Consider the following 18,255-nt stretch of genomic DNA (forward strand, 5'->3'; position numbering starts at 1 on the left):
GGGAGGGTGCATTCGATTGTCTAACATTCGAGCCGTTAAGGCCATGGAAGCAAGGCAAGTAGACCGTTTACAAGTTCGGTTATACGAGAACAGGGCAGATCTGGGTGCAGCCGCGTGCGCGGCGGCGGCACAGAAGATGAAGGAGCTGCTGTCCGGACAGGAGCAGCTGAGGATGGTATTTGCGGCGGCACCGTCGCAGAATGAGTTTCTGGCCTCCCTCGTCAAGGAAGAGGGCATCGACTGGTCGAGAGTTGCCGTGTTTCATATGGATGAATACATCGGCTTGCCGGAAGATGCGCCTCAGCGCTTCGGGGCCTTCCTGAAGGAGCGGCTGTTCGATCTGGTGAAGCCGGGTCAGGTTCATCTGATCGACAGCACGAAACCGCAGGAGGAATGCGAGCGTTATACCGCTCTGCTGAAGGAGGCGCCGATCGACATCGTTTGTCTCGGCATCGGGGAGAATGGGCACCTTGCCTTTAACGACCCGCCGGTAGCGGACTTTGCCGATACGGAGCTCGTGAAGCCGGTGGAGCTGGAGGAGGCCTGCCGGAAGCAGCAGGTGAACGACGGCTGCTTCGCAGCGCTGGAGGACGTTCCTACCCATGCGCTGACGCTGACGATCCCTGCCCTGCTGTCCGGCTCTCACCTGTTCTGCATGGTACCGGGACCTACTAAGAGGCTTGCCGTGGAGAAGACGTTGAACGACGCAATCTCGACAGCATGCCCGGCGACCATTCTGCGGCAGCATCCCAGCTGCATCCTGTTTGTGGACCGTGACTCCTATGGAGCTTAGGGGACGACACTACCGGACAAAAGAGCCGATCCGCCTGCATATGGCAAACGGACTTATCTCCAGGCTCGAGCCGATCGCTCCAGAGCCCGATGAAGCATTGCCTTGGATCGCTCCGGGTATTGTGGATCTGCAGATTAACGGCTACGGTGGACTGGACTTCAATGCACCGCCTCTGCAAGAGGAAGCCATTCATCGGATGTCGCAGGCCCTAAGCAAAGAAGGAGTCACCTCCTACTATCCTACGATCATTACGAACGGCAGCAGTGTGATCGAGGCTTCCTTGAAAGTGTTGGCCAAAGCGATTCGAAGCGGCCATAAAGCAAGCGAAAGTATCGCCGGCATCCATCTCGAGGGACCGTTCATTTCCCCCGAGGACGGGCCGAGAGGCGCTCATCCCCGGGAGCACGTGATCGCGCCGGACTGGGACTTGTTCCAGCGCTGGCAGGAAGCGGCCGAAGGGCATATCCGCATCATTACGCTGTCACCGGAATGGCCCGGCTCCTCCGAATTCATAGCCAAGTGTGCGGCAAGCGGGGTCATAGTATCCATCGGCCATACGGCGGCTGCCGCCGGGCAGATCGAGGAAGCGGCTGCGGCGGGAGCAAGCATGTCCACGCATCTTGGGAATGGCGCCCATCTTACCCTGCCGCGGCATCCGAACTACATCTGGGATCAGCTGGCGGAGGAGCGCTTGTCCGCCTGCTTTATTGCCGACGGCTTCCATCTGCCGGATTCCGTTCTTAAGGTGATCCTTAAGGTGAAGAGCGATCGGGCGATGCTGGTCAGCGATGCGGTTTCCTTCAGCGGCATGCCCCCAGGGACGTACTCGCACCATATCGGAGGCAAGGTGGTGCTCACTCCGGAGGGGAAGCTGCATATGCAGGAGCAGCCCGGTCTGCTCGCCGGCTCCGTGAAGCTGCCCGCATACCAGATTGCCTATCTGGTTCGAAGGGGGCTTTGCACCTTGCCGCAAGCTTGGGATCTGGCCTCCGTCATTCCGTCTCGATTCATGGGATTGCCGACGCAAGAAGGCTTGCGCATCGGGGCGCAAGCCGATCTGGCGGTATTCGATTGGGACGGTCGAGAGCTGCAAATCCGGCAATCCTTCAAGAAGGGCCAACCCGCGTTCGGTTAAAGGCCCTTTCGTTCTCTGTTACCCAAGCACGAGATCGCCGAAATCGCAGCTGCGGTGAAAATCCGGCCTATCCGAGGTGACGGGGCTCCAGCTCCCGAAATGGGGAAGCGGCGTTTCATCCCCGCATTTGTAGAGATTTCCCCGCAGCCTGTGGCCGGGCTTCGGCTGAAACGAAGGGAACAGCGATTGAAGCCAAGCGAAAGGTATCGAGAGAGAGACAAGCCAATAATCGCGTCCATCAATCGGATCCTTGCATTCGGTCATGGTGCGAATTCGGAATGCATCCGGCTCAGGCTCCTCCAGAAATATACGATCGTGGCGGTTCTCCCCCAGCTTCAAGAGCAAGGTTCCGGCAGCGTTCAGCTCGAAGTTGACATACCGGGGATCGCTGTCCGGGAGCGGCTGAACGAAAAATTCCACACAGCTGTCCTTGCATACGGGCTCGTTCGGCGTATAGTAGCTTACCTTGGGCATAGACTCATAGATGCGAAATTGCAGATGCAATCGCCCGGAGGTATAGGCAAGAGCGGCCTTTACCTCGGGGGCATATCCGTTATCGAGCCATTGATAGTGACTGACGGACAGCTCACTCACATTGTCCCACAAGATACCCTCAGTGGAATCATCGAAACGTTGAATTGGATAATGACAGCTTTTCATGCCAAACAACCCTCTCTCCAGACCCTCGCCCCAGCGGCAAGGGTCATTTTTTCAATTCAAGAAGCCCCATACTTCTTCCTGTACTCGCCCGGCGTCATGCCGGAGTACCGCTTGAACATGCGGATGAACGAATTGACGTTCTGATACCCTACTCTGGCGGCCACCTCATGAATTTTCAAATCCAAATTGTGCAGCTGCTCCTTCGCCCGCTGCATCCGCAGACCGTTCAGATAGTCGCTGAAGTTGGTGCCTGTCTTTTCCTTGAAATAAGTGGATAAGTAGCCAGGCGTAATGTTCAGCTTATCGGCCATAATGTCCAGCGTGATGTCCTGATCGAGATGGTGATCCAGGTAGTCGAGAACGAAGCTGGTCATCGGGTCCTTCTCCGCTGTCTTCTCCAGCACCTTGCTCAGCATCGGAGACAGCTGCTGCCGAAACCACAGCTCATATTGCTCCAGATTATAGAAGCTGTTGAGCGGCTCCAATAACGGCAGGGCCGGTTCGCTTTGCTCCTGATGAAGATTCAGCTTCACGGCCGATTTGTTCAGCAGATGGGTGATCTCCTTGGCAAGCTGCTTGAACTCCACCACCGTGGCCTCCTTCTTATAAAGCGCCTGCAGCTGCTTATGAATCCATTCCATCACGGATTCCTCGCTGCCCGACATGAATCGGGTGTGGAATTCCTCCTCCTCCAGCACGGTGAAATGTACCGTGGAAGCGGGGGCTTTGGGCGTCCGAATGATCTGTGTCAAATCGTTCAAGGTACGCTGCTGCAGCATGGAAGAAGCGCTGTTATACGCGGACAGGAGCTCAGTCGATGTGGAATACACAGGACTGACGGCGACCGTCACGAACAACAGATCCCGATCCAAGGCGAACACCTGCCGAAGCTGCTCGAGCGTTTGGTCAATCTCCGCCTCATCCGGCTTGAAGATTAAGGACAGCACGGTGTCCTTCTCCATCTGGAAGGTGAGAGGATCCTCGAACACTTGAAGCAGGGAGCTGGCAATATACTCGCGGACAAAATAGAGCGCCTTCTCGAGCTCCGTATCCAGCTCGGCGAAGCTTTCCTTAAACGTGACCTGATACATCACCAGCACGAAGGGTGTATCGGCGGCCACCATATCCGTCAGCTCGGCCAAATTCATATGGATGCTTCTCAGCTTGTTGGTGTAGGCGTAATAACGAAGCAGCGCCTTCTTCTTATCCAGATCCTCCGTCATTTGGTCGTTCGTCTTCAGGATGCTGCTGACCTTCTCGCTGATGAGGTCAAACTCCCGTATCTGGCCTTGCAGCGGCAGGGAGGAGCCCCGCTTCTGCATGGCATCCATAATCATTTGGACCGGACTGTTCAGGCGGAACGTGAAGAACAAGGAGGTCACTATGCTGAGAGCGATGGTAATCACAAGCAGCGTAAGGAAGATCAGATTCAGCTTGATGAGCTGGTTCGAGATCGTTTGGATCGGAACGACGCTGACGTAGGTCAAGCCGGTGTCCTGTCCTTTTTTGTAAAAATAATAATGCTGATCCCGGCTGAAATGTCCCTCCGCACCCTGAAAGGCTTCCGTGGTAGTCAGGCTGCTTTCCGGCCTGGATGAATAGATCGCCGTGCCGTCCTCACCCAGAATCGTAAAGTCCGTGTCCGTAGCGTAGTGATACGACTGGAACATCTTGTCCGGCTGCAGCATGACGATGAAATACATGTCCTTCAAGGGCATGAACTTGATGATGGCCGGAAGCAGCCTGCCTTTGTTTTTCTCTACATGAGCCGACGTCTCCACGAATTCTGCAGCGGGGAGCAGCTTGAACATGGCCGGATCCTCGAACTGCCGTTTCCAGAAGTCCGCCGAATAAGCGGGGCTCGCATAATAACGGGTAAACAGCCGCTCCGCCTCGCTTGTACCTTCCTTCTCCAGCACATACCCATCATTGCGGAAGTGGAGCAAAATATTGTCCATGGACATGAACGGGTTGGAGATCAGCAGCTTGATGTCCGCGATCACGCTTTCCATCCGATCGTAGCCGTTAAACTGCTTCACATTCCTCAGCAAATTCAGATTGGCCATCCACTTGTCGTCGCGGCTGAGGCCGATAATCATTTCCCGCATTAGCCGAAAATGATTCTCATACCGCACCACCGTGCTGTTCAGGTTCAGCTCGTTATATTTGATGATCTCCGAATGAATCTTGGATTTTAAATAAAGAAAGGAAGTGAAATTAAAGGCGGCCAGCAGCACGATCACCACAAGAAAGCTGCTCATCAGCTTGGCAAATAACGAAGGTGTGTTCCCTTTGAAGCCTTTCCAACCCGGCATGTGTTAGCCCCCATTTCTTCATAGTATTTCGCCAAGGTGAACTACTTCTATCTTAAGAGAGCGGCGGAGACGGTCACAATATTCATTTCTTCGTAAACATACACAGTTTCAATGTTCATCCGATAAAATGCGGATGGCCCGGTAAACGTGGCGATTTATCGGGAGCCGGACACCTGCTTATAATGACGATATCAAGGCTCCGCGAACGAAAGGCATGCCTCGGTCAATGAGCACAATTAACTCGCGAACATGAGGAGAAATGTTATGGTCCAGCAAACTAACCGTTCCATGAATCCGATGCTGCAGTCGCTGTCATCGACGCCCCACAAGGTAAGGAAGGCTTCATCCTGGCGTAAGACGTGGAACCAAAGCAAGTATTTATGGCTGCTCGTGCTGCCCTGTCTGCTGTATTACTTGGTGTTCCGCTATGCTCCGATGTTCGGGCTGGTCATTACGTTTAAGAATTTCAATTTATTTAAGGGCATTTGGGCCAGCGAATGGGTAGGGTTCAAATATTACATCATGTTTTTTCAAAATCCCGACTTCTGGATCCTAATGCGCAACACGTTCCTGCTCGGTGCCTATAAGCTGCTCTTCGGTTTCCCGGCGCCGATCATCCTGGCTCTGCTGCTGAATGAGCTGAAGCATGTGCTGTTCAAGCGCTTCGTACAGACGGTCAGCTACCTGCCGCACTTTATTTCCAATGTTATCGTAGCCAGCATGGTGATCATGTTCCTGTCTCCGTCCGGAGGCCTGATCAATCAGATCCTGCAGAGCCTCGGGATTACGCCCATTAACTTTATGATGCAGCCCGGCTGGTTCCGTACCATCTATGTCATATCGGATATTTGGCAGCAGATCGGCTGGGAATCGATCATCTACTTGGCTGCGCTTACGGCGGTCGATCCACAGCTCTACGAGGCGGCCAGCATCGATGGCGCGAACCGGTGGAGGAAGCTGTGGCACGTGACGCTGCCCGGAATCGCCTCTACCATCGTAATCATTTTCATCATGAACGTCGGCAAGGTGCTGGAAATCGGCTTCGAGAAGGTATTCCTTATGTACAATCCGGCTGTATATGAAACGGCGGACATCATCAGCACCTATGTGTACCGGGTAGGGCTGGAGCAGGGTAATTTCAGCTACGGGGCTTCGATCGATCTGTTCATGGGCATCATCAGTCTGATCTTTATTTACACAGCGAATTACATCAGCCGCAAGGTCGGGGAAAACAGTTTATGGTAAAGGTGGAGCAACCGGTATGAAACCCAAATTCAGTCTTTTCGGCTTATGCAATGTGCTTATTATGCTCTTAGTCATTGTAGTTACGTTGTACCCGTTTGTCTACATGCTGGCTGTCTCCTTAAGTGAAGATATTTATGTTTTGAAGGGAGAAGTCACCCTCTGGCCAAAGGGTTTTAACCTGAAAATGTATGAGCTGGTGTTCCAGGATCCGAAGATTTGGCTTGCCTACAAAAATACCCTGATCTACGTGGTCCTGGGCACGGCTGTGGCCCTCATCATTACCGCTATGGGAGGCTACGCCTTATCTCGTAAGGATATGAAGTTCCATAAACCCATGACGTTGCTGATCGTGTTCACGATGTTCTTCAGCGGCGGTATGATCCCTACGTTTCTGGTCGTTCGGTCCCTGGGGCTGATCGATACGATATGGGGGATGGTGCTGCCGGGGGCGGTCAATACGTGGAACCTGATCATTATGCGTACCTTCTTCAGCGGCATGCCGAAGGAAGTGGAGGAGTCCGGGCGATTGGACGGCTTGAACGATATCGGGATTTTCTTCCGGCTCGTACTGCCCTTATCTAAGGCAGTCATTGCTACCATCGCCTTGTTCTACGCTGTAGGGCTTTGGAACAACTTTATGTTCCCGCTGTTATATTTACGCGATCCGAACCTGTTCCCGCTGCAAGTGCTCCTGCGTAATCTGGTGCTCGCCGGGAATGTGGCGTCAGGCGACGTTACCCGAATTGGAGGTGATAGCCTGATTGTGGAGGACTCGCTGAAGTTTGCGACCATCATGGTATCCACACTGCCGATTCTCTTAGTGTATCCTTTCATCCAGAAGTACTTCGTCAAGGGGGTCATGATCGGCGCGGTGAAAGGGTAATGGGCAAGGCGAAGGCTATGCGGTATAGTAAGGAAAACTACGTGGACAGAGGAGAATACTCAATGAAAAAGATGGGACTTATGATATGCGGGCTGCTCTTGTCCGCAAGCACGCTGACCGCCTGCTCCGGCGGAAGCAATCAGCCGAGCGGCACCGGTACGAATCCGGGAAATACGGGAAATCCGCCTTCTGCGGGCGTTCAGAAGAAAACGTTTAGGGCTTTGCTCGACAGCAACCCTACGTTCCCTTACAGCAAGGACTGGCCGGTCTGGAAATGGATCGAAGAGAAGACCGGCGTGACACTCGAGGTGCAGACGCCCTCCGGGAAGCTGAGCGACACCATCAATCTGGTAGTCGCCTCGAATAATATGCCGGATTTGATCTATATGCCGAACCGGGCATCCTCGAACAAGTTCGGACAACAGGGCGCTCTCGTCAACGTACTGGAGCATCTGGATGTCATGCCGAATCTTCAGGCGTGGATGAAGAAATACCCCGAGGAAGCGAAAGCGGCGATAGCAGCAGACGGTAAAATGTACATGCTGCCGAATCAAGGCTTCGGGGAAACGAACCGGATGATCTGGCTGTACCGCGAGGATGTTTTCCGCAAGCACGGGCTCACGGCGCCGAAAACGTACGACGAGCTGTATACTGTGGCCAAAAAGCTGAAGGAGCAGTATCCGGACAGCTATCCGATCTCGATGCGCTTCGGTCAAATTCCGGATGAAATGTATGCGAACCTGACCGCGAACTTCCACACAGGGGACAATGCTTACTACGATTTAGAGTCCAAGAGTTGGAAATTCGGTCCGACCGACGAAAATTACAAGGCCATGCTGGGCGTATGGAACAAGTTCTATAAAGACGGGCTGATCCCGCCGGACTTCCTGACGATACAGACAAAGCAATGGCAGGATATGATGTCCAACGGCAAATCCTTTATTACGATCGACTACATCAGCCGCGTGGATTTCTTCAACAATGCCATGAAGAAGGATAACCCGGAATACAATATTCAATTCATGGCGCCTCCAGCCGGGGTTGCGGGTATGAAGCAGCAAAACCCGTATTTCCACTACCTCGAGGGCGGCTTGACGGTTGCTTCTACCTCGAAGAATGTGAAGGACATTATGAGGTTCATGGATTTCTTCTACTCGGAGGAAGGCAAGACGCTGGCCAGCTGGGGAAAAGAAGGCGAAGCGCATGTCGTTCAGAACGGGCAGAAGCAGTTCAAGCCGGAATATACGGATGTAACCGAAATGCGGAAGCAAACAGGGCTGCAGACGAGCGGAACGTATACTTGGCTTGATTTTGGCGCCCACCTGTCGCTGTTCTCCAAGGATCTTCGCAGCGCCTACCAGGAGGCGACCAAATACGACCCGCCTGCCATGCAGCCGAAGCCGGCCTTTACGGAGGCGGAGAACGAGGTGCTTTCGGTGACCGGGCAGGCCATTAAGAAAAACCGCGACGAGAACTTCGCCAAGTTCGTGTTAGGCAACCGCAGCCTGAGCGAATGGGATAAATATGTGAAGGAAATCGAAGCCTTGGGCGTGCCCAAGCTGTTGGATACGTATCGGGCGGCCCATAAGCGTGTAGAAACGATTGAGCTAAAAGCGAAATAACCTCCCAAGCCGGATGCTGCTTAAGAAAGGCTAATGCCCATTAAGCAGCATCCGATGTTTCACGCTGTGATAATGCTTACATAAGGGGTGTGAACGGTTTGTATTGGCCCATTAGACGAAGTTATTCGGCTTGGCTGCTGGGTTTGCTGCTGCTGGTGATCCTTGGCTCGGGGATCGCCAGTCAGGCTCGCGCCGAGCTCAGCGCATCCGTTACGATCGATTCTCCAGCCGATGGCGCCGTGCTGAACGGCGGCATCAACCGCTTATCCGGTACGTACGAAAATTCGTACGAAATCAAGCTTTTTATTAATGGAGAGAAGCAAGTAGATGTTGTGATGAACGACCCGGACGGCAATGACTCCGGGACATGGCACTATGATTTGGACGGGAGCTCTTACAATGGCGCCTTGCAGATTACGGCGAGAGGCCTCGCCATAGACACGCGTTACGGGGTATGGAGCCCGACGCTGCAGCTGACGGTAAACAACCCGGCGGGCAGCCTACCCTCCGTCATCATTCAAAGCCCGGGTGACGGCACGTCCGTTAACGGTATTGTGCCCGTCCGGATCACCGCCGCCGGAAACCAAACGATCCAAGCGGTTCAGGTGCGCATCAACCATGGCGCTTGGCTGAATGCCTCATGGGACGGCACCGCCTATGTTTATGAGTGGGATACCGCAGGTCTTGGGGACCGGACGATGAGCATTGAGGCCAAGGCAACCGATACGGCGGGCAGAACAAGCTTCAGCAGCACGACGTATGCCAAGGCGGGTCTTGGCACGAATGAGCCGGTTACGCTGCCTATGCAGGATCGCGCGATGTGGATCTGGGAGTCGGAGACCTATAAGCTGCTGCTGAACCCGAACTCGCGGCTTGTGCTGGATGCGCTGGCTAAGGATACCGACACCTTCAACTCGGATCCGATTACCACGTTATACTTGGCGGTCGGTCCTTACGGCGGGATGGACATTCTGGAGGATGACCCCGGCAAGCTGAGGGACTTCGTCGCATGGGCCCATCAGCAGGGCTATCAGGTTCATGCCTGCATCGCCGGGGGCACCTCTCCTCCATATATGGGGGCCTACACCGCTTACCATGACAAAGCGATTCGCGAAATCGAGCGGATTATCAACTACAATTTGTCCGCCGCGGAGCAGGAACGGTTCGACGGTGTCAATGTCGATATCGAGCCTTATATCTCCCAGGACTTCAAGACGCAATATCCGTCCCTGCAAATTCAATATTTGGACGGCTTGAAGAAGATGATCGATCGGATTCGGGTGGCCGGCATTTCCCTGCCGTTCGGTCCGGCCATTCCGAAGTGGTATGATTCCTCCCCAACGGCCGAGAGCATCACATGGAATGGAAGCACGAAGTGGTTGTCCGAGCACATCCAGGACATTAGCGACTACATTTCCATCATGGACTACCGGGACAGCGCCGACGGAACGGCCGGCATCATCGCCGGTGCGCAGGGCGAAATCGACTATGCCCGTGCGATCGGCAAGCCCCGCTCCGTGGTGATCGGCGTAGAGACGAAGGATATTGCGAACAGCGGAGATCCGGAGACGATCACGTTCAACGAAGAAGGCCGTACCTTCATGGAGGCGGAGCTAGATAAGGTGTATGCCGCTTTCCGCGCTGACGCTTCCTTCGGCGGGATCGCCATGCACCATTACGACGATATCCGCAAATTCCCCTCCTACTGGGGAGAGGGAGGCGTCTTCTGGCAGCCACCGGCCGATACCGAGCCGCCGGGCCCGGTAAGCCAGCCTCCAACGGCTGCCGCGCTGGATTTCCAACAGGTCAGGATCAGCTTCGGCATGGCCATGGATAACTATGAGGTGGACCGGTACGTTGTGTATCGGGGGACTGTTAGCAGCTTTACGCCAGGTGCGGGGAACGTAGCGGGCCTTGCCCGATCGCTGTCGTTCGTCGATGCGGGACTCCTTCCGAATACGACGTACTACTACAAGGTTGCCGCCATGGATATGAAAGGAAACATCGGTCCCGTGTCCGCCGCCGCTTCCGCGACAACCGGCAGCACCGTGCTGAAGCCGATGATACTGACAGGCATGAAGGTGAGCCAAGGCTCCGGTAACGCATCCGTCAGGATGCAGGCGATCGATAAGCAAACGGGACAGCCGATAGCCGGAGCGCAGGTGGAGGGACGGTTCCATTATGCCGGCGGCACCTATCATGGCGCTGTTACCGATGCGAGCGGGTGGGTGACGTTCGGGTCGGAAGCGATTCCGGCCGGACATCAGGTGGGCTTCGAGCCGCGGAGAGTGAACGCGAACGGCTATTATTGGGCGCAGGCGTACGATCAGCCTCATATGACCGCTTTGTACCCAAGGGTAGGCCTGAATGGCTTGACCGTAAGTGCCGGAACACTGCAGCCCGCATTCTCAACTCGGCAAACGAGCTATACTTTGCAGGTTCCGTCACAGGCAACCTCCCTGCAGCTGACACCGACAGCCTCAACGGCCGAGAGTCTAATTACTGTGAATGGCGCTGTAGTACCAAGCGGCGGCAGTTCTCCGGCTATCGCGCTGCAGGAGGGGGAAACGACAGTCTCGATTCTCGTAGCCGGGCGCAAGGGGGAGACGGATGTGTATACGGTGAAGGTGGTACGCTCCGTACAGGTGGATAACGTTTTTGCCCCGGCCGCCGATACTTACGTGTACCAGAATGATCCGACGGCGAATTACGGCAGCGCCACAATGCTGGAGGTAATCGACATCCCATCCTCCCTCGGTGGAGGGGACCGGATGGCTTACATGAAATTCGACCTCACGGCTTATACCGAGCCGGTACAGTCAGCGAAGCTTAGCTTCTATGTCCATGAGGCGAGCACACTTCCGACGGACGTGTCCATTTACAGCATGGAGGGTGACAACTGGGAGGAAGGCACCATGAACTGGAACAACCGGATCAACTCTTCCCCCGTCAAGCTGGGGCAAGTAACGTTTGCCGCCCCCGGGTGGTACAGCTTTGACGTTACGGCCTTCGTCCAATCCCAAATGCTGACGGATAAGAAGATCACGCTTCGCTTTATGGATCCCAATACCCGTAATAAAAAGCTGGTTATTGGCAGTCGTGAGCATGCCGGTTATGAGCCTAAGCTCGTTGTGAACCCTTCGGCCAACGCGGATTTACGCTCGCTTTCCGTCAGTCATGGAGCACTCACTCCCTTTTTCGATAAAAGTGTGAGTGAGTATGAGGTGAAGGTGCCTATGGCGGTCCATGCCGTCTTGATCACGCCGGAGACGGATGAACCGCACGCGACCGTTACCGTCAACGGTACAGCGGTGGTCAGCGGAGCCGCTTCCGCACCTGTTGCGCTCCAGCCTGGGGCGAATACGATTCCGCTGACGGTTACGGCACAGAACGGCAGTACGAAAGCTTATACCTTGCATATCACCCGGCTGGCGGAGCAGAGATTTACTGTTACGGAGGATACGTATGTCTTCGAGAATGCTGCTGCGCAAACATACGGTAATCTTCCCGTGCTGGAAGTGGCGGACATTCCCAGGGCAAGCGGCGGTGGGGATAAGCTGGCTTACATGAAGTTCGATCTGACGCCTATGACAGAGGATGTCTACTCGGCGCGAGTGCATTTCTATGTGAAAGAGGCTCTCTCGAGCGGAGTTGGGTTGGCTTTTCATGGCTTTGCCGACGACAGCTGGCAGGAGTCGTCCTTAAGCTGGAGCAGCCGGCCGTCGGCAGCGGCAGAGCCGCTTGGCAGTGTAAGCGTGGCTGCTCCGGGCTGGTACAGCCTGGATATTACCGATTTCGTGCGGAGCCAGATGGCAGCGGATCGGACGGTCACGCTGCGGTTATCGGATCCGCTGACGCGCAACGCTCCTGTGCACATCAGCAGCCGTGAGGGCGGGGGAGATTATGCGCCTTATGTGCTGCTGAATTCGAACGCCATGGCGGAGCTTGCCGCCTTATCGATCAGCCACGGGACGCTGTCCCCGTCGTTCCGAAGGGACGTCGTGACCTACTCGGCGACCGTAGCCGAAAGTGTTTATGCCGTGTCGGTAACAGCGGTGCCGCTCGATCCGGGGGCTCTGGTCATGGTGAACGGAATGAACGTGGCCGGAGGGCAGTCATCGGCTCCGATTCCTTTGCAGGGAGGAGACAACAGCGTGAGCGTTCAAGTCACCGCGCGAAACGGCGACAGCAAAATCTACACCATCGGGGTCCATCGCTTGCTGTCAGGTAATACCGGTCTGCAATCCTTGTCCCTCTTGGAGGCGCCTTTATCTCCGGCATTTGAGACGAACCGGACCGGCTACACGGCCACGGTAACCAACCAGGTGTATGCCGTACATGTGCTGGCTGTACCGGAGGATCCTCTGGCGACCGTGACAGTGAACGGCTTAACTGCCGGAGGTTCGGCGGCACACGCGATTCCGCTGCAGGTAGGCTTGAACGAAATCACTCTGATCGTCACGTCTCAGAACGGCAGTACCAGAGCTTATACGATTGCCGTTACGCGTCTCGCATCTGCAGAAGCGGGCTTAAGCTCACTCGCACTCAGCCACGGTTCGTTGACACCTATCTTCCAGAGGGATGTCTTATCGTACGAAGCCAGCGTGATGAACAGCGTTTATGCCATTACCGTTCACCCGGTCGCAATAGATCCTTCGGCTAAGGTAGAAGTGAACGGCGCTGTCGTTGCCGCAGGTCAGATGTCAGGCGCGATCCCGCTCCATGTAGGACCGAACGGGATTCGCATTCAGGTCACAGCTCCTGATGGTGTCACGGTTCGGACTTATGAAGTGAAGATCGTTCGTCAAGCGCCTGCCGTTCATGAGAGTCCGGGCAATTCCGATTCCGAAGGAGGTCATGGTGCAGCTGGTCCCGTATCCGGCGGCGGAGCGGGTGTACAGCCCGGTTTGCCTGTCGTTCGTACCACATCCGCAGACGGCAGCACCGTGCATGCCTTCGTACTGGATCAAGCTGCCGCCTCGCAGGTACTTTCCGACGCGGGCTCCACGCCTTTGGCGAAGCTGCGGCTGGATTCCGATGCATCGGGGCATGCCGATGCCTACGAGCTGATGCTGAAGCCCGGCTTCGTTAGTGAGCTGCTAAAGAAAGAGGCGACACTTGAGATTGCCGTGAGCCGTGTATCGATGCAGCTCTCCACTGCTACCCTCCGCGGATTGGAGAAGCGGGAGGGGGATGTGTTCATCCGGATCAAGCCACTGAGCGGACTTACGGAAGGAAAGGAAGCCGCTCGGAGAGCTCTGGATGCGACCGCCCTGCCACAGGGAGCCTACGGACGTGCTGAGATCGTAGGGGAGCCGATGATTATTGAAAGCAATATCACCGGTGCCAAGACGAAGCTGAGCTTCCCCTTGTCGAAGAGCAGCCCGAAGCATACGTTTGCCGTTTATATTGAGCATAGTGACGGGGAGAAAGTGCTGAAGCATGGGAAGATTTTCCCGGGTGAAAGCGGAGCTCCCGATCGGCTTGAGATTGAAGTTGACAAATTCAGTACGTTTACCGTGCTGCGCTTACCGGCTGAAGGCGCTAAGGACCCAAGCTTAGCACCTTACGTGCAAGGCTATGAGGATGGCACCTTCCGGCCGGAGCAGCACCTGACCCGGGCTGAGCTAGCTTCCTTGCTGTACGGTTTACTGCAGGATAAAGCTGCAAGCGAATCTGGGAAAGCCGACAGCTCACGTGTGAGCCCGTATGCGGATGTGGATTCCGATGCTTGGGCACATACAGCGATTCTGCGACTTACAGAACGAAACATATTTGAGGGCTGCGCTCCGGATCGCTTTTGTCCTGAGACTAAGGTGACCCGCGCGGAGCTTGCCGTCATTGCCGCACGTTGGAGCGGGGTTGAACCGGAAGATCGCAAACCGGAGTTCGCCGATGCATCCGGGCACTGGGCCGCAAGGTGGATTGCTGCCGGTGTGGAACAAGCCTGGTTTGAGGGATATCCGACCAGCCTGTTCCTGCCTGACCGGGAAGTTACCCGCGCCGAGGCGGTGACCGCCTTGAATCGGATATTGAAACGTCAACCGGCTGAAGGGGTCTTGAAGCCGACATGGAAGGATGTGCCGCAAGGGCATTGGGCATTCGGTCACATTGAAGCGGCATCGAGAGGGACTCGCTAAAATCCAATAACCAAAAGGAGAGATCTACCGTGAATAGGTTTCTTGTATGGATGGGTGTGCTGCTTGTCATGATGTTTCCCGGTTCAGCGTATGCTCAAACGAGCTGGTGGGGGGATAGCCGGGATGCGGCTGCCGATGCCCGCTCCGTTTGGGTGTATTATTCCAATGAATATGATTGGAATTATAATTCCGATGCCAAGGTTATTAATGTTGTTAAGGATATGAACAGCAAAAATATCGATATTATCATTGCGTCTATGACGTATGCGGACATCGCCAACTTGTCGAACCCCGCGGCAGAACGGACAAAGCGGCTTCAGCTGATGATCAACGAGGCCGCGTCGCGCGGCATGAAGGTTTATGCGGGGCATTGGGAGGAGCAATTCACGGGCTCCTCCGATCAAATGAGCAAATACACGCGAGTCGATCACATCATCAGCTTCAATAGCGGCAATGCCGCTACCGATGCGGATATCGTCGGAGTGGTTACCGATTATGAAATGCACGGGTCCAATCGAAGTATGGCTAACTATGACAATTGGCGCTTGTTTCATCACAATCTGAAAAGCCGGATTGGCATGAACAGCCTGAAGGTATTGCCGGTCACCAACGACCCGGATGTTTGGATTTCCGGATGTATCGATTGCACGAGCAGCTGGAAGTCTGCTAACGGCATTACCGGTAACAATCCGTTCACCGGCGATGTAGCCTACTTCTCAACCTACAACGGTACTGTGTTTGCAGACAGCCTGATCGGGATGTACTACTATTCTGCGCCATCGACCATTCAAGCCAAGGCGCACGACGATATTGTCGAAGCGCAAAATCTGGCCACATCCATCGTAGTCGGCTTTAGCGTAGGGCCCAATGGAGTAGACCCCTCCTTAGTAACCGAGGGAGAAGTCATTCAGGCGGTTCGTCTGATTGAATCGGAACGAGCCCCCTATCCGCTCGGCGTTCTCGGCACGATGTGCTGGCGCTGGGACAAACCGGACGACACGGATCAGGAATACCGGGACATCATGGGGGCGCAGTTCCCGGCCATCGAGGATGCACATGTGCGGGGAGGAACCAGCTCCGGCGACAATTACGGCGCTTCCGCACTGCTGGAAGTGAAGGATGCCCCCGGCGGAACCGATTATGACCGGCTGAGCTATTGGAAGTTCGACTTGTTGGAGTATACGGGATCCTCCGTGCAATCGGCGGTGCTTTCCTTCTACTTGAACACCGGGGTGAATGACGCATCGGTGCCTTCCGTTCCCGTAACGTGGCAAGGGTTAGCGGTTGATTCTTGGCAGGAGAGTACCGTTACTTGGAATAACCGCCCCGGCACGTCAGGAGCCGCTGTCCTGGGAACGGTATCGCTGACGAATGCCGGCTGGTATAGCATCGACATCACGAGCTATGTCAACAGCCAAATGGCGGATAAAGTCCTTACCTTGAGATTATCCGACGATGCGAGCAAGGATCGATTGATCAAAATCAACAGTAAAGAAAACACGAACGGCGCTTATCTTACCATACATTAGCCTTAGACCGGCGCTATTAGGAGAGGAGCATCATCACGATGATACAAACCATACCGCAAATCAAGCAGATACGTTACGAGGAGGAGGGAAGCTTTAGGCTGCAGGAGGCCTTTCATATTGCTCTGCAAATGGAGACGGCCGATGATAGAGTTCCGGGCTTGCTCCGACGCTTGTTCCCTCAGCAGCAGCTTTCGTTCCTTGAGAGTGAAGACTCCGGGGTCTTTGTATGCCGAATCGGATGGGGAGGAGAGACTCTGGCATCTCCTTCCGAGCTTGCCGAAGTTCCCCACAGGCAAGGGTATGTGCTCCGACTGGAGTCCTCGGCGGCGACGATTGCCGCCCATGCCCCGGAGGGGTTGTTCTGGGGCTTGCAAACCTTGAGACAATTGCTGGAAAGCGGAGATTCCGTTCCCGCGGCGACGATCATCGATTACCCCGATGTGGACCTGCGCTGCATGAACTTTGATCTTCGGCAAACGTATTCCCGCCCGGAGAAGCTGGTGGAGTATATCGAGGAATTCGCCAAATACAAAATCAACGGCTTACTGATCGAGTATGAGGATAAATTCCCTTTCGAGCGCTACAAGCACCTTCGCCACTCCAGCCATTGCCTTAGCCAGGAGCAATTGGAGCGTATCCTGGAGGCGGCTGCGAGCCATTACATCGAGATCATTCCTCTGCAGCAATCGTTCGGTCACTTGGAGTATGTACTGCGTCAAGAGGCTTATCGGCCGCTGAGAGAAACGGAAACATCGACCGGAGAGCTTTGCCCTTCCCGTCCGGAAGCCTATCAGCTTGTGACGGGACTCCTGGATGAAATGATGACAATGCATCCCGATTCGAGGTTCGTTCATCTGGGCTGTGACGAGGTCTACAGTCTGTGTGAATGCGGAACCTGCCGTCAGTCATTTCAAGGCTCGAGAGACCGGGCGTTTATTTCCTTTGTCAATCAGCTGATCGACTTCGTGGCAAGCCGAGGTAAAACTCCTATCCTATGGCACGATATGCTCGACAAATGCTCCGAGGACGATTTGGCGCTGCTGGATCCGCGGGCTGCCGTGATGATATGGATCTACAACGGGCGTAATATCGATTCCGAAGTGTCCGGCTTGACCGAGAAATTCCGCAAATGTGGCATTCATGTCATGGGGGCGCCGGCTGTCCGATGCTTCGACAATCAGGAGCATCAAAATTATCCCGTCATCCACAACAGGATCGATAACCTTGTGCAATGGGCCGAAACCTCCGGGAAGCTCGGGCTCGACTGTATGGTGGCAACGAACTGGACCGCCGCCTTCAGCTTGGGAACTCCCTACGGCGTGTTTGAAACGACTTGGTTTCCCATGCTGTTTTTTGCCGATTTGCAGTGGAACCGGAAGGCGGATAGCGCAGGCTTCATCGATCGCTTCCTGAAGCTGTTCCATGGGGTAGATCCCGCTTATGCACGTAATAAGCTGGGCAACTACATCCATGAGGATTATTATATGGTGATCCGTTCTTTATTGGATACTGTGCGGAAGCAGCGCGAGGTGGCGGAGCTGATCAGCGTGATGATCGATTATGAATATGCAACAGATAAATCGCGGGCCATTCACAAGTATGTGTACCGGTGGGAGCTGTTCCCCGGGGATGCGGCCGAGTGGCAGTCGCTATTAAACAACTACCGGAGAAACCGGGCAGGCCGGGAGAAGGCGCGGCCGCGGATGAAGGAACTCCTCACCTTCTTCCAGCCTGAGGAGATGGCGGACCACTATGTGCTGTCCAGATTCTATCTGCATGACGAATGGGAGAAGGGGTTATACAGAGAGCTCGGCTTAAGTAAGGAGGATTCTCCTGTGCTCAAGCCATAAATTTCAGGTCTGTCTCTAATGGATTCATTCATTGGAGTCAGGCCTCTTCTTTACCCGCTTGACACAATACGATATATCGTATT

Annotated in this window: 10 protein-coding genes; 8 read left to right on the forward strand and 2 right to left on the reverse strand. The window is 54.8% G+C overall.

Annotation, left to right across the window (positions count from 1 at the left end; all coding sequences use genetic code 11):
• Positions 1 to 16: 16 nt before the first annotated feature.
• Positions 17 to 793, forward strand: coding sequence for a glucosamine-6-phosphate deaminase (locus RAC89_RS29240; RefSeq protein ID WP_373430080.1), 777 nt, complete (start codon positions 17 to 19; stop codon positions 791 to 793).
• Complete coding sequence (locus RAC89_RS29245; protein ID WP_306617848.1) at positions 774 to 1,928, forward strand: N-acetylglucosamine-6-phosphate deacetylase; 1,155 nt, start codon at positions 774 to 776, stop codon at positions 1,926 to 1,928. The genes RAC89_RS29240 and RAC89_RS29245 overlap by 20 nt, the downstream gene beginning before the upstream one ends.
• Positions 1,929 to 1,946: 18 nt before the next feature.
• Here the strand turns inward: RAC89_RS29245 and RAC89_RS29250 are convergent, their stop codons facing one another.
• Both RAC89_RS29250 and RAC89_RS29255 read right to left on the reverse strand, forming a co-directional pair.
• Positions 1,947 to 2,588 (reverse strand): carbohydrate-binding family 9-like protein, encoded by a 642-nt coding sequence (locus RAC89_RS29250; RefSeq protein ID WP_306617195.1) that lies wholly within the window; start codon positions 2,586 to 2,588, stop codon positions 1,947 to 1,949.
• Positions 2,589 to 2,644: 56 nt separating this feature from the next.
• Positions 2,645 to 4,903, reverse strand: coding sequence for a helix-turn-helix domain-containing protein (locus RAC89_RS29255; RefSeq protein ID WP_306617196.1), 2,259 nt, complete (start codon positions 4,901 to 4,903; stop codon positions 2,645 to 2,647).
• A 264-nt stretch (positions 4,904 to 5,167) separates the two neighbouring features.
• On the opposite strand from RAC89_RS29255, the gene RAC89_RS29260 reads away from it, so the two are divergent.
• The 6 genes from RAC89_RS29260 to RAC89_RS29285 all read left to right on the forward strand — a co-directional run bounded on the left by RAC89_RS29260 (position 5,168) and on the right by RAC89_RS29285 (position 18,172).
• Entirely contained in the window at positions 5,168 to 6,148 is a 981-nt protein-coding gene (locus RAC89_RS29260; RefSeq protein WP_306617197.1) for an ABC transporter permease, read from the forward strand.
• 16 nt (positions 6,149 to 6,164) lie between these two features.
• Positions 6,165 to 7,031, forward strand: a complete 867-nt coding sequence (locus tag RAC89_RS29265) for a carbohydrate ABC transporter permease (protein WP_306617198.1) — start codon at positions 6,165 to 6,167, stop codon at positions 7,029 to 7,031.
• A gap of 62 nt (positions 7,032 to 7,093) precedes the next feature.
• Positions 7,094 to 8,653 carry an extracellular solute-binding protein gene (locus RAC89_RS29270; RefSeq protein ID WP_306617199.1) on the forward strand — a complete coding sequence of 520 codons (1,560 nt, stop codon included), beginning with the start codon at positions 7,094 to 7,096 and terminating at the stop codon, positions 8,651 to 8,653.
• 98 nt (positions 8,654 to 8,751) lie between these two features.
• Positions 8,752 to 14,793 carry a cadherin-like beta sandwich domain-containing protein gene (locus RAC89_RS29275; protein ID WP_306617200.1) on the forward strand — a complete coding sequence of 2,014 codons (6,042 nt, stop codon included), beginning with the start codon at positions 8,752 to 8,754 and terminating at the stop codon, positions 14,791 to 14,793.
• A 29-nt stretch (positions 14,794 to 14,822) separates the two neighbouring features.
• Positions 14,823 to 16,322: a CBM96 family carbohydrate-binding protein gene (locus RAC89_RS29280; RefSeq protein ID WP_306617201.1), complete on the forward strand. Its 1,500-nt coding sequence runs from the start codon at positions 14,823 to 14,825 to the stop codon at positions 16,320 to 16,322.
• 38 nt (positions 16,323 to 16,360) lie between these two features.
• The gene (locus RAC89_RS29285) at positions 16,361 to 18,172 is read left to right on the forward strand and encodes a family 20 glycosylhydrolase (protein WP_306617202.1); all 1,812 of its coding nucleotides are present in this window, start codon (positions 16,361 to 16,363) and stop codon (positions 18,170 to 18,172) included.
• The last annotated feature ends 83 nt before the right edge of the window (positions 18,173 to 18,255 follow it).

The sequence above is a fragment of the Paenibacillus sp. GD4 genome (assembly GCF_030846225.1).
Lineage (GTDB): Bacteria > Bacillota > Bacilli > Paenibacillales > NBRC-103111 > Paenibacillus_G > Paenibacillus_G silviterrae.

Coding starts and splice junctions, on each gene's coding strand:
- RAC89_RS29255 (WP_306617196.1), bottom strand. CDS start 4,903: ATGCCGGGTTGGAAAGGCTTCAAAGGGAACACACCTTCGTTATTTGCC.
- RAC89_RS29270 (WP_306617199.1), top strand. CDS start 7,094: ATGAAAAAGATGGGACTTATGATATGCGGGCTGCTCTTGTCCGCAAGC.
- RAC89_RS29260 (WP_306617197.1), top strand. CDS start 5,168: ATGGTCCAGCAAACTAACCGTTCCATGAATCCGATGCTGCAGTCGCTG.
- RAC89_RS29285 (WP_306617202.1), top strand. CDS start 16,361: ATGATACAAACCATACCGCAAATCAAGCAGATACGTTACGAGGAGGAG.
- RAC89_RS29265 (WP_306617198.1), top strand. CDS start 6,165: ATGAAACCCAAATTCAGTCTTTTCGGCTTATGCAATGTGCTTATTATG.
- RAC89_RS29250 (WP_306617195.1), bottom strand. CDS start 2,588: ATGAAAAGCTGTCATTATCCAATTCAACGTTTCGATGATTCCACTGAG.